Origin of the sequence: Nibrella viscosa (assembly GCF_039541875.1) — a bacterium.
GTDB classification, from domain to species: domain Bacteria; phylum Bacteroidota; class Bacteroidia; order Cytophagales; family Spirosomataceae; genus Nibrella; species Nibrella viscosa.
This window is the reverse complement of record NZ_BAABHB010000002.1, coordinates 936099-948857: the sequence shown is the minus strand read 5'-3', so window position 1 is coordinate 948857 and position 12759 is coordinate 936099. Positions and strand designations below refer to the sequence as shown.

The following is a 12759-nucleotide window of genomic DNA, read 5'->3' as shown; positions in this document are numbered from 1 at the left end:
ATGAAGGGTCATTTTTTTCGGTTGACCAAATATACGCCAAACAAACAAACAGCCATACCAATGTAATGCGGCAACCCAATCCGCTCATGGTCCAGCATTCCCCACATCAGCGCGACCATCGGCATGAGGTACGTCACCGACGAGGCAAAAATCCCCGACGACAACTGCACCACCCGGTTGAAAATGATGGAGGTTACGCCCGACGACATGACGCCCAGAAACAGCAGCGCCAACAGCGAAGCCGACGCCCCGGAAGCCGCTACCCGGCTGAAAAAATCGGTGGTGAGTAGGATACCCAACGCCGGCGGCCCCACGAACGCAAAGATCCAGGTGGTAGACATCAGCGCCGGCAGGTGGCTGAGGTACCGGGCAATGGTGTTGATGTTGATGCCGTACATCACGGTAGCGAGCACTACCAGCAGCGCGTAGCCGTTGACCGTGAGCGCTCCAGACGCCGAATAAAAGATCAGGAAGGCCGTACCGGTAAAGCCCAGCACTATACCCATCACCTGTAGCCACCGGACCCGCTGCCTGAAAAACAAGGCACCGATGATAAGGGTAAAAAGCGGACTGAGCGAATTTAAGGCCCCCGCCAGCGAGCTGTTGATGTGCGCACCCGCTTCGGCAAACAGGTAGGCCGGCCCCAGAAAACCCAGGGTACCACTTATGAGGAAAGCCCACCAGCGATTGCGGAGAGTTTGACGCACCTCTGCCCGCCGGATTTGCCGCAGCATCATCGGCAGAAAAAACAGAAACGCAAAAAAGATGCGACCGGCCGCTACCTGCCCGACCGGGAAAACAGCCAGGCTGCGCTTGATAAGAATAAAGGAACTTCCCCAGACCAGCGCCATCAGCACAAGCAATCCCCAGGCTAGTAACGGGCGCGGTCGCTGAACCACAATTGGCTCGGCCGTAGCAGTATTCATGTAGTTTGTGGTTTCTGTTTTAGACCAGAGCGCCTTCGTACTGCTCCGTAATCCGGTTCAGAATCTCGTTCAGATCGGCATAGGTGTCGGCCTGCACCAGTTCGGCCCGGTAAGGTTTAAAGTTTTCCAGCCCTTTGAAGTAATTGGCGTAGTGCCGGCGCATTTCAAAGATACCCACCTTCTCCCCTTTCCAGCGGATTGAGAAATCGAGGTGATTCCGGCACACCTCCACCCGATCGGAGATAGTCGGGGCCGGCAGGTGTTCGCCGGTTTTGAGGTAATGCTTAATTTCGTTGAATATCCAGGGATAGCCGATAGACGCCCGGCCGATCATGATGCCATCCACCCCGTAGCGGTTCCGGTACGCCAGCGCTTTTTCGGGGCTGTCAATGTCGCCGTTGCCGAAGATGGGGATCTTAATGCGGGGGTTCTCCCGGACTTTGGCAATGAGGGTCCAATCGGCTTCGCCCTTGTACATCTGGGCGCGGGTACGGCCGTGGATAGTCAGGGCCTGAATACCGATGTCCTGGAGCCGCTCGGCTACATCCTCGATGTTTTTGGTGTTGTCGTCCCAGCCCAGCCGGGTTTTCACGGTAACGGGCAGGTGCGTGGCTTTTACCACGGCCTCGGTCATCTGCACCATTTTGGGAATATCCTGGAGCAAAGCCGCCCCGGCACCCCGGCAGGCCACGTTTTTGACAGGGCAACCGTAGTTAATGTCAATCAGGTCGGGATTGACCCGGCCGGCGATTTCGGTGCAGGAGCGCATGGTCTCGATATCGCTCCCAAAAAGCTGAATGCCGATGGGTCGCTCATACTCAAAAATATCCAGTTTCTGCACGCTCTTGGCCGCATCGCGGATAAGCCCCTCCGACGAAATAAATTCCGTGTACATCAGGTCGGCCCCATTGGCCTTGCACACCGCCCGAAACGGCGGGTCGCTCACGTCCTCCATCGGAGCCAGCAGCAGCGGAAACTCCCCTAATTCTATAGTTCCAATCTTTACCATATCCTGTTATAAGCCCGGTACTCAGCTAACAACAACCGGAAGCCGTAAGTTTTATCATTATAAAAAGAAACAAACGGGGCTAATGCGCAAAAGCTCGCATTTAACCTGTAAATTTACGAGAATTATGCAACCTGTTCCTACTGATTTACGCACTACACCAGAACCTCATCCCCTGCGCACGTTGCTGCTGCTGACGGGTTTCGTTATTCTGGGCATGTCGCTGGGCAGCCTGATAGCGGCTCTGGTGGTGGTGGCGTTTTCGGCGTCCGGCGGGGAGAGTTCACTAACCAATCTGGCGGCCCTGCTGCAGAATCCGGCGGCTTATCCCAACGGCTGGTATATACTGATGACGGTACAGGGCATCAGCCATGCCTGTACGTTTCTGCTACCCTGCCTGGCCTACTGGTATCTGATTGATCGCCGGCGGTGGGCCGATTTCAACATCCGCCCGCTGGCTACGGTCTCGGCGCTCGGCCTGGTGGTGCTGCTGGTGATTGCTTTTATGCCGTTCAACGGCCTGATTATCGAATGGAACCAGCAACTGAAACTACCGCAAACCCTGGCCCCGGTAGAACAGTGGATGCGCCGGAAAGAAGATGAGCTGGCCAACCTGACTAAATACCTGACTTCGTTCCGGACCACCGGTCAGTTGATAATGGCGGTACTGGTTATAGCCGTGCTCCCCGCCATCGGTGAAGAACTGCTGTTCCGGGGCATTCTGCAGCGCAAGTTTGTGGCCTGGACCCGCAACGTACACGCCGGCATCTGGCTGGCGGCTTTTATCTTCAGTGCCATTCATGTGCAATTCTATGGCTTTATCCCCAGGGTGCTGCTGGGAGCCATGTTTGGTTATCTGTATGCCTGGTCGGGCAATTTGTGGGTACCCATTCTGGCACACTTCATCAATAATGGGTTCACGGTGCTGATGGTCTTCATGTATCAGCAGAAGTTAACATCCATCGATATTGAAAATACAAAAACGGTACCTATGCTGGGCGCGTTGGTATCGCTGGCATTTTCTGCCATAATATTGGTATATTTCCGAAGGGTAAATCAGCGGCCCGCCAATACACATCCGTATGTTTGAAAACTGGGAGAAGGTACTCACGACCCCGATGCCGTACCGGGCCGAACTGGCCAAAGCCATTTTAGCCGAAAACGAAATTGACGCCGTAGTGCTCAATAAGCAAAGCAGCAGTTATCCTCCTTTTGGCAATTGTGAAGTGTATGTACCGATAAAACACGCTATAATTGCCAAAATCATCTTAGAGCATGAAACAACGTTTGGCTGAAATGTCGAACCTCCAGCAGCGGGTAATTGCAGCCATTGTGGGGGTTTTCTTAATTCTGATAGCCATCTGGTATAGTGACTGGACCTGTGCGCTGCTGTTTCTGGTAATCAGCGCCTTAACCCAAATTGAATTTTACCGGCTGCTGGGTCTCGACGGTAATCAACCCCTCACTTACTATGGTACCCTGGTTGGCAGCCTGATCGTGGTGCTGACCTTTCTGGTCGAAAAAGGGTTTATCAACGAGCAGGCCTACTACCTGATCTGCCCGGCGGCCAACATGATCTTTCTGATTAAGTTATACAAGAAGAGAGACGCCAAACCCTTTACCAATATCGGCTTTACGTTTCTGGGTATAATCTATGTGGCGGTTCCTTTTGCCTTAATGAATGTGATTGCCCTGCGGGGGGGCAATTACCATCCCTGGCTTATTTTCGGCTGTTTACTGCTGCTATGGGCCAGCGACATTGGCGCCTACTTTGCGGGAACGAAGTTTGGCCGCCGGAAGTTATTTGCGCGGGTATCGCCCAAAAAATCCTGGGAAGGCAGCGTTGGCGGGGCCATCGCAGCTGGTATTATTGCCCTGTTGCTGGGCATTTTCTCGCCGGAACTAACGGCCTGGCAATGGTACTGTATCGGAGCCATCATTGTGGTAACCGGTACCTACGGTGACCTGGTCGAGTCGCTTTTCAAGCGGAGTATTGCCATTAAAGACTCCGGAAGCAGTATTCCGGGGCATGGTGGTTTCCTGGATCGGTTCGACGGGCTGCTGCTGGCGGCACCGTTTATTGTAACATTTCTTAAAATATTTACTTAACTAAAATAGGAGCCAATGCCCGGCGTTTTGATGAGATGAGACACTTGCTGAAAAAAGGGATATTGTTTGGATGCCTGTTTTGCCTGACGGGCCTGTTTTCTGCCGCATGGGCGCAGGGGCAGGAGCGGCAGATTACCTTTACAGGCTTTATCACCGACGGTAGAACCAACGAGCCTTTGCCCGGTGCCGCCATTTATATTCACAAAGCCGGCCGGGGTGTGTTATCTGCCTCAAACGGCTATTTTGTGCTGCCTGTGTATCCCGGCGATAGTATCGTCTTCAGTTACGTGGGTTTTAAGCCCCAATATCACATTATTCCGCGCCGGCTGTCGGATGTAACATACTCGGCCGTGGTTGCACTACAGGAAGACGTAAAAACGCTGGCAGAAGTAAAGGTGTACCCCTTTCCCACGGAGGAGCTGTTTAAGCAGGCTTTTGTCAACTTAAAACTGCCGGATGAAAAGCAGCGGGAAGCCCTGGCCAGAAATACCGACCCCGAATACCTGATGCGGCTGGCGGCCGTGACGCCAATGGGTGCCGTAGCCAACCACCAGTATTTTATGAATCAGCAGTATTTTGGTCGGGAAGCTATTACCAACCGGGGGCAAGCTACTACCCTGCCCTTCCTGAACCCCTTTGCCTGGGCTAATTTTATCAAATCGGTCAAGAACGGCGACCTCAGCAAAAAAGACTGGCGCAAAGAGCTGAACCAGGCCCCCAGAGAGAACATGACCCGCGATGATATGCTGAAGAACTAACCAGCCGAAACGCCACTCATTTACCGAGTCCTATTTGGGTCCAAGTGTCATCCTAAACCGGTTTTTATACCTGCTTCGTTAGGTACGTTGCTGTCTGAACGTAGTTTCGCTCTGCCTCTTAACAGGAAGGGTGAGACATTCGGTCAAACCCGTACACCCCACCCTGATCGGCATTACATTTGTTACTTGACCGGTTTTTTGAAAACTTTGTCATCGATGGGTTCATTAACTTTCACCTTATCGGTGGTAAATGTAAGCGTTCCCATCTGCCCACCGGCCATTTCCATCGATCTGGCAAACTTAATGCCATCGAAATCTTTGTAGTCTGAGATTGTAATTTCAGCAGGCTGTCCGTCTATACCACCTCGTTTCATTTTGCTGACGAGGTAGGTATCGGCATTGAGGTATTCCTCCATCACATTTCCTTCTTTAGTCGTTATTTTCAGGTGATAGGCGTCTTTGCCGTCCAGCTTTTCCTTACCAAGCAATTCAACCTGGTTGCCTTTTTCCTTATAACCCACCAGTGGACCAAATGGGTCTAGTTGGTCGGTCTGTTGTTTCAGCACCTCGGCGGGCATATCCTCAGGATCACCTGAGCCGCCCATCATAGCCGGACGAATCATCCAGCCTGTTGACCCATCTACCACCTGCACCATAATATTGCCCATCACGGACGACTCAGACCGGAGTGCTTTGCCAACTACCAGCGTCGATTTGCTGGGAATGTCCATGCCTTGAACAGAAATTGTGCGTTCCAGCACCAGCGTCTTTACGCTACTTAGTTTATCCTGCCCGCCTAAGGCCGCAATATGTTTGTTGACCAGTTCGTCTACCGTTTGGGCAAAAGCACCGAAAGTTAGAATAGTGGCCAGCGTCGTGACCAGACATTTGTTTGTTTTCATCTGTGTAGTTATCGGAATTACTTTTGGGCTAAATCTACTAAATCTATTCCGGTTATCAGCGGGGTTGCCTAAGCCGCCACCGAACCCACATAACTGGGTTTGGCTGTCGTCATTGCCTTTTCCTTAAGAAGCCCATGTGTTCAGTTGCAGGTCAATACCGTCGAACACCGCATACGTTCGGGCCGATACCCATTCGCCGAGATTAATATACCGGCTGGTATCGGAAACGGCCAGGTCCAGGGGCAGGTGGCGGTGGCCAAAAATGTAGTAGTCGTGGTGCCGGTGCTGCTCTACCTCCCGGCAGTACTGAAACAGCCACTCCAGGTCTTCGTTTACAAACCGGTTTTCTGCCCTTGTCTGATTGCGGATGCGGCTCCGGCGCGACCAGCTATGCGCCAGACCGATGCCCACGTCGGGGTGCAGCCAGCGAAACAGTCGCCGGGCCAGATCGTTCTCAAACACATGCTTCAGGCGCTTATAGACAAAATCGCCCGGCCCTAAGCCGTCGCCGTGGCCGATGTACAGGCGTTTGCCGGCTATTTCGTAGACACGGGGCTGCCGGTAAACGGGAATGCCCATCTCCTGGGTGAAGTAATCCTGCATCCACATATCATGGTTGCCGGTAAAAAGGATGATTCGCTTGCCGGCATCGGTCAGTGCGGCCAGTTTGCCCTGGAACCGGATAAAGCCTTTCGGAATACTGCGCTTGTACTCAAACCAGAAGTCGAATATATCGCCGACCAGGAAAATCACTTCGGCATCCCCTTCGATGGCATCCAGCCAGTTAACAATAACGCGCTCACGGTCACGGCTTTGGGGAAGTGACGGGGTGCCCAGGTGAAAGTCGGAGGCAAAATAAACCTTCTGCCCTGCCGGCAGGGGAATCTGTTCAACTACGGACATCTACAAACAATTTCTGCTGCAAAGGTAGGCAATAGCCTTCGTTTATCCGATGTGGAGTAAACGGCCGCGCCAAACGAACAGTAAACCGGGCGAAATCAAACAACGCAGGGGCAAAAATAGTATTACCGTTGTTACAATACCTGAATCAACGATATATGAAAAATCAACTGTTTTTGCTGATGCTATCCGGGGCTATGATGTCCTGTGGGGAATATGGACACTACACTGATACCGCCAATGACGCAGCCGGTACAGGGGGTAATTACATAGCCAAAGATGTATCCGGCCTTTACATACTTAGCCCGGATCATGAGTACGAACGCCCTTGTAACTACATGTCCGCTGCGTTTATAAAGGACATGTTCAACATACCCCTTACAACCGAGCTAACAACCATTGATGTCCCGAACGGGTGCGAATTTCAATGGGGAAACAGCCGGGTAGGGGTAGCCTTTGCCAAGCCGAATCCGTACGAATCTATGTACCATGCAGAGTATATTTTTAACATGCTGTTTCAGCCGGGCGACCCACAGGTGCTGGGGCAGCTAAGCCGAAAGTATACTCTGGGAGAGGATTATAAAGCACGCTCTATATTTGGGCCAAAGCCGTCGGGACTAGCTGCCGAGTGGCCAACATCCAGACAGGTCAGGTTAGGCATTACCCAGGAGTCTACGCTGCCGAACGATACTGCCACCACAACGGCCGGCCCCACTACCTCACCGGCAGCCACGCAGTTTGTCTTACCTGTTGAAACGACACAAAAGTATATTGGCCTGATAGGTGTAGGCGATAAAGCTGTTTGGGAGCCTGGTACGCAAATCCTGCGCGTGCTGTATTTAAATCATATTATCAGCCTAAAGGTACAAACGCCTGCTACTGAAAAGGTGAGACAGCAGCAAGCGGTGAATCTGGCTAATTTTATAATGGATGAGCTTATTACTAAGCGGTGAAACTACCAAAAAAGCCCCCTGAGAACTCAGGGGGCTTTTTGGAATTATTCGCTGGTCAGATGCGGTAGCGGCTCAATCTCCGTTGGCTTGCTCTCCGAGCCGATGCCTTCTTTAACTTCTTCACCCCGCTTCTTGTAGGCCTGGTAAGCCGTATCCCGCTCAAACGGACGCTTACCAATCAGGCGCTCCAGATCATTCTGGTACAGAATTTCCTTTTTAAGCAATTCCTGAGCAATGATTTCTAATTGCTCACGCTTGTGCGAAAGCATTTCTCTGGTACGCTGGTAGGCTTCGTCTACAATCTTGCGCACTTCATCGTCGATATGCTTGGCCGTCTCTTCTGAATACGGTTTGTTGAACGAGTACTCAGATTGCTTGGAATCGTAGAACGACACATTACCGATTTTATCGTTCATGCCGTATACGGTCACCATGCTGTAAGCCAGTTTGGTAATCCGCTCCAGGTCACTGAGGGCACCGGTTGAGACTTTACCAAAAACAATGTCTTCGGCCGCACGACCACCCAGTGCCATGCACATTTCGTCCATTAACTGCTCGGTACGGTACAGGTACTGCTCGCGGGGCAGATATTGAGCATACCCCAAAGCGGCAACCCCACGCGGCACAATGGTTACCTTCACAAGCGGATCGGCATGCTCCAGGTACCAGCCCGCTACGGCATGACCGGCTTCGTGATAGGCCACAATTTCTTTCTCTTCCGGCGAAATCAGCTTGTTCTTTTTCTCCAGACCACCAATCACCCGGTCCATCGCATCCTGGAAATCCTGCATATCAATGGAATCCTTATTACGACGGGCGGCAATCAGAGCAGCCTCGTTACAGACGTTGGCAATTTCGGCCCCGGCAAAACCCGGCGTCTGAGCCGCCAGATCTTTCGGATCGACATCGATCGACAGCTTCAGCGGCTTCAGGTGAACCTTGAAGATAGCCTCACGGCCCACAATATCCGGTTTATCGATGCTGATCTGCCGGTCGAAACGACCCGGACGCAGCAGGGCCGGGTCTAATACATCCGGCCGGTTGGTAGCGGCCAGAATAATGATTCCTGAGTCGGTGGCAAAGCCGTCCATCTCCACCAGTAGCGAGTTCAGTGTGTTTTCGCGCTCGTCATTGGCACCCGGCATAGAGCCCCGGCCCCGCGAACGACCTACGGCGTCGATCTCATCGATAAAGATGATACAGGGCGCTTTCTCCTTCGCCTGCTTAAAGAGGTCACGCACGCGGGCGGCACCTACCCCGACAAACATCTCGACGAAATCGGAACCCGACAGCGAGAAGAACGGCACGCCGGCCTCACCAGCCACGGCTTTCGCCAGCAGGGTCTTACCCGTACCCGGAGGGCCTACCAGCAATGCACCTTTGGGAATCTTGGCACCGAGTTTGGTAAACTTGGTTGGGCTCTTCAGGTAATCAACAATCTCCTTGATTTCTTCCTTTGCTTCCTCCAGACCCGCTACTTCACTAAACGTGATTTTAACGCGATTTTCGGCATCAAACAGGGCCGCTTTAGACTTCCCGATGTTAAAAATCTGCCCGCCGGGACCACCAGCTCCCGACATCCGGCCCAGGAGAAAATACATCGCCAGAATCATGACGATAAATATGCCCCAGGTTCCGATGAAGTTTCCCCAGTCGTTTCGCTGTTCAAGGCGGTACTCAATTTTTTCGTTGTCTGCCAGTCCTTCCTGCATTCGCCCGAGATCCTTCAGAAAGGTTTCGGCCGAGGCAACCTGAAACATAAAATGCGGACCAGAATCCTGGTTGAAGTACGGCTTATCGGAAAACAAGCCACGGTATTTGTTACTCTGTAGTGCCTGCTGAGTCAGCGTAACTTCCACAATTTTGTCGTTGACAATGACAACTTCTGCCACCTCCCGATCTTTTACCATGCGCTCAAAACGCTTTTGGGAGGTTTCGCGGACAGCACTGCTCTTGTTGAAGAAGGTAATGCCCAGAATGGCGGCAATCAGTAATGCAACAATCCACCCCTGAAAACTAGGCTTACGTGGCCCTCCACGGGGTGTTAACGGATTTCTATTATTATTTTCTGACATTTCTGCAGGTTGTACATAGGGGTTTCACAGGAAAACACCATTTCAAACGCTAATGTTTCACACCCGAAATGGTTTTGACAGGTGGTAAACAACGGGTATAAACGGTTGTTTACCACCCAGACCGGCAGCCGCCGATCCTTAAACGGCTGACGAGGCAACAGATTCCTCATCAATATACTGAATCTCGGCATCACCCCACAACTGTTCCAGGTCATAGAAGGTCCGGCGATCCTTTTTAAAGACATGCGCCACTACATCTACGTAATCGAGCAAAATCCATTCGCGGTTGAGTTTACCTTCTTTATGCCAGGGGTCAATGTGGCTGGCTTTAAATACTTCTTCCTCAATAGAGGAGGAAATAGCATCTATTTGGGTGTCGGAAGTTCCAGAGCAGATGACAAAGAAATCGGTAATGGCATTTTTAACTCCACGGAGGTCCATCACTACTATATCCTGCGCTTTCTTTTCCAGCATCCCCTTAACAACCAGATCGCGCAGTCCCTCTGCGGTTACTTCTTGGCGAGCCGTTTCTACGGCATTGTTTATTCTCATGCTAACGTGTTAAAATTGCAATTTGGTAGCGAAAGCGGGGGCGTTGCCAAAACGGACATATAGTCACGACGCACCATAACCTACCTTGTTCTCTCTAAATTAACAATTAATTGCACAAAATTTATCCCAAAACGCTATTTGTTGGCCAAAATTTTGAATACCTGCCAACGTGTCAGTCTACTAATGACGTAGCCGCCGATTCTATCAGCCGGTCGGAGCCGGAGGAGGGCCTGGTTATTCTGACCGATCACCAGACTGCCGGCCGGGGGCAACGCGGTAACCACTGGGAGGCTCAGGCTGGTCAGAACCTGACCTTTTCGCTGATTCTGCGTCCGTTTTTCCTGAACGCCACCGAACAGTTCTGGCTGAATATGGCCATTTCACTCGGAATTGCCGATGCGCTGGAACCACTCACGGGCGCTATGCTGCGCATCAAATGGCCCAACGACATCTACCTCGATAATCAGAAGTTAGGCGGTATATTAATCGAAAACACCCTTCAGGGGTATTCAATTGCCTGGTCGGTGATCGGTATAGGTCTCAACATTAATCAGACCCAGTTTCGCTTTCCGACCGCCACTTCGCTGCTGCAGCGCTTTCCGGTCGAGGAGGAGTATAACCGGCCTGCCTTGCTGACTACGGTACTGGAGCGGCTGGAACAACGCTACCTGCAACTCCGAACCGGTCAGCTGGCCCTGCTTAAAGCTTCGTATCTGCAGCGGCTGTTCCGTTATCAGGAAGAACACGACTTTGTAGCCCATAACGAACGGTTCCGGGGCAGTATTGTCGGTGTAGACGCTACCGGTCGCCTGGCCGTCCAGACCGGTGACACGCTGCGCTACTTCGGCTTCAAAGAAGTGGAATTTGTGATTGGTTAACTAATTCACCACTTCCTCAATCGGATTACCGATTGTCCCGCTCGGCTCCAGAATACCCAGCAGGGCGGCCAAGGTGGGCGCAATGTCGGCAATTTTGGTCCGGCGCACCGTTTGCCCGTGCTTAATACCCCAGCCGTAGAAGAGTAGCGGTACATGCGTGTCATAGGCGTAGGTAGTACCGTGGGTAGTGCCTTTGTTGCGCCCCTCGAACCAACCCGACTGAAACATGACATAGAAATCGCCACTCCGGTTCGGATGGAATACGTTCCGCATCATTTCCATCTGTACTTCCGGCAGGGCCTGAGCGGTCACCTGGTGAAAATTGATGACGTTGATTACCCCCGGCTGGTTGAGCAATGCCCGCTTGACGGTCTCGTAGGCATCGCCCATGGCTATTTTCTTTTCAGCCAGCAGCGAGTGGTTCAGGTACACCTGCTGATTCATGTACGCTAATATCCAGTTACCTGAGCCAAAAGCTTTCTCCAGAGCCGCTTTCGCCACTTCGCCAACCACTCCATAAGGCTTTACATTGGCGGGTATCCGGTACACCTGAGAAAAGCCGGGCACATCGGCAACTCCGTGGTCGGCCGACAGAAACGCCAGGTAGTTTCCTTTGCCAATGGTAGCATCCAGTTGCGCAAATAAATCGGCGAGTTGCCGGTCGAGCCGCAGGTAGTTGTCTTCCGTTTCGATGGCATGCGTGCCAAAAGCATGGCCGATGTAGTCGGGCGACGAAAAGCTGAGGGCCAGAAAATCGGTCACATTGTCGGCTCCGAGTTGTTCGCCTTTAATGGCCGCCAGGGCAAACTCTTTGGACAGCACATCGCCGTACGGGGTGGCCCGCAACACTTCGTACCGAAGACCGCCGGTAGTTGCAATGAACTCATGCGGAAATACCGCTTTCGACTCGCCCGGCAGGGGGGCTTCATAGGGTTGGTCGTCGGTCGTGCTGGCGGTGTACTGGTTCAGCGGCCGGGAGAACTCCCACTTCTGCGCCATGAACTGTTCCGGTAACCGGCGCTTATTGAAATCGTTTACCCACTTGGGCAACTCCTGCATATAAAAGGTACTGGTTATCCAGTTACCGTCTTTCGAATCGAACCAGTACGCCCCGTTGGCCGCATGACCGGCGGGCAAAATAGCACCCCGGTCTTTCAGCGCCACCCCGACTACTTTTGCCCGGCCTTCTGTTGCCAGTTTCAGTTGGTCGGTAATAGTAGTTACCAGCATAGTCCGGGGCGACATTTTGCCCGCCGGACCGGTCCCGCCAACGGTACTGACCGTTGTATCTTCGGTGCAGTACAGCAGCCGTCCCAGGTTCCGGTCGTAAAAATCATTGCCCACAATTCCGCTGAGGGCTGGTGCCGAACCGGTATAAATATGCGTATGGCCCGGACCCGTATACGTAGCCGCGTAATGATAATGATTGTTGCGGCAGTTAAAGCCCTCGTCCATCATGCGCCGGAAGCCGCCGGTGGTAAATTTGTCGTAATACCGATACAGATAATCGTAGCGCATCTGGTCAACCACAATGCCGACAACCAGTTTCGGACGGTTCGGGAAACGAGCGTTGCTGGTGGAAGGCTGGGGCTGAGCCGACAACTGACCAGAGCGTATAAAAAGAAGAAAGAGTGCAGCGAAAAGTCCTCGCATATTGGCAGACATGATAGTTAGAACAAGAGATCAGGTAAACCCACTGA

General features: G+C 52.4%; 13 protein-coding genes. 6 read left to right on the top strand and 7 right to left on the bottom strand.

The annotated features are described in order from the left end of the window. Nucleotides 1-8: 8 nt before the first annotated feature. Nucleotides 9-926 (bottom strand): DMT family transporter, encoded by a 918-nt coding sequence (locus ABD931_RS08425; RefSeq protein WP_345265904.1) that lies wholly within the window; start codon nt 924-926, stop codon nt 9-11. A 19-nt stretch (nt 927-945) separates the two neighbouring features. Continuing rightward, nucleotides 946-1935: a tRNA dihydrouridine synthase DusB gene (gene dusB, locus ABD931_RS08420; protein WP_345265902.1), complete on the bottom strand. Its 990-nt coding sequence runs from the start codon at nt 1933-1935 to the stop codon at nt 946-948. A gap of 124 nt (nt 1936-2059) precedes the next feature. Here dusB and ABD931_RS08415 point away from each other — a divergent pair, with 124 nt between their 5' ends. The 4 genes from ABD931_RS08415 to ABD931_RS08400 are packed head-to-tail and all read left to right on the top strand — an operon-like array spanning nt 2060 to nt 4799. After that, a complete protein-coding gene (locus ABD931_RS08415; RefSeq protein WP_345265900.1) occupies nt 2060-3022 on the top strand; it encodes a CPBP family intramembrane glutamic endopeptidase in 963 nt (320 codons plus the stop codon). Next, nucleotides 3015-3227 (top strand): putative signal transducing protein, encoded by a 213-nt coding sequence (locus tag ABD931_RS08410; RefSeq protein ID WP_345265898.1) that lies wholly within the window; start codon nt 3015-3017, stop codon nt 3225-3227. The genes ABD931_RS08415 and ABD931_RS08410 overlap by 8 nt, the downstream gene beginning before the upstream one ends. Beyond that, on the top strand, nt 3208-4041 hold the full coding sequence (locus tag ABD931_RS08405; protein ID WP_345265896.1) for a phosphatidate cytidylyltransferase: 834 nt from the start codon (nt 3208-3210) through the stop codon (nt 4039-4041). Before ABD931_RS08410 ends, ABD931_RS08405 begins: the two co-directional genes overlap by 20 nt. Nucleotides 4042-4076: 35 nt before the next feature. Next, nucleotides 4077-4799, top strand: a complete 723-nt coding sequence (locus tag ABD931_RS08400) for a carboxypeptidase-like regulatory domain-containing protein (protein ID WP_345265894.1) — start codon at nt 4077-4079, stop codon at nt 4797-4799. Nucleotides 4800-4981: 182 nt separating this feature from the next. Here ABD931_RS08400 and ABD931_RS08395 read toward each other — a convergent pair whose 3' ends face one another. Together ABD931_RS08395 and ABD931_RS08390 are read right to left on the bottom strand one after the other, a co-directional pair. Next, nucleotides 4982-5701, bottom strand: a complete 720-nt coding sequence (locus ABD931_RS08395; protein WP_345265892.1) for an outer membrane lipoprotein-sorting protein — start codon at nt 5699-5701, stop codon at nt 4982-4984. Between the two features lie 123 nt (nt 5702-5824). After that, nucleotides 5825-6604 (bottom strand): UDP-2,3-diacylglucosamine diphosphatase, encoded by a 780-nt coding sequence (locus ABD931_RS08390; protein WP_345265890.1) that lies wholly within the window; start codon nt 6602-6604, stop codon nt 5825-5827. A gap of 155 nt (nt 6605-6759) precedes the next feature. Here ABD931_RS08390 and ABD931_RS08385 point away from each other — a divergent pair, with 155 nt between their 5' ends. Next, on the top strand, nt 6760-7554 hold the full coding sequence (locus tag ABD931_RS08385; RefSeq protein WP_345265888.1) for a hypothetical protein: 795 nt from the start codon (nt 6760-6762) through the stop codon (nt 7552-7554). A gap of 44 nt (nt 7555-7598) precedes the next feature. Here the strand turns inward: ABD931_RS08385 and ftsH are convergent, their stop codons facing one another. Together ftsH and rsfS are read right to left on the bottom strand one after the other, a co-directional pair. Continuing rightward, nucleotides 7599-9629: an ATP-dependent zinc metalloprotease FtsH gene (gene ftsH / locus ABD931_RS08380; protein ID WP_345265886.1), complete on the bottom strand. Its 2031-nt coding sequence runs from the start codon at nt 9627-9629 to the stop codon at nt 7599-7601. Between the two features lie 138 nt (nt 9630-9767). Further along, a complete protein-coding gene (gene rsfS / locus ABD931_RS08375; protein WP_345265884.1) occupies nt 9768-10181 on the bottom strand; it encodes a ribosome silencing factor in 414 nt (137 codons plus the stop codon). Between the two features lie 110 nt (nt 10182-10291). On the opposite strand from rsfS, the gene ABD931_RS08370 reads away from it, so the two are divergent. Next, on the top strand, nt 10292-11059 hold the full coding sequence (locus ABD931_RS08370) for a biotin--[acetyl-CoA-carboxylase] ligase (RefSeq protein ID WP_345265882.1): 768 nt from the start codon (nt 10292-10294) through the stop codon (nt 11057-11059). On the opposite strand, the gene pafA is transcribed toward ABD931_RS08370, so the two are convergent. Then, a complete protein-coding gene (gene pafA / locus ABD931_RS08365; protein ID WP_345265880.1) occupies nt 11060-12712 on the bottom strand; it encodes an alkaline phosphatase PafA in 1653 nt (550 codons plus the stop codon). Nucleotides 12713-12759 lie beyond the last annotated feature (47 nt).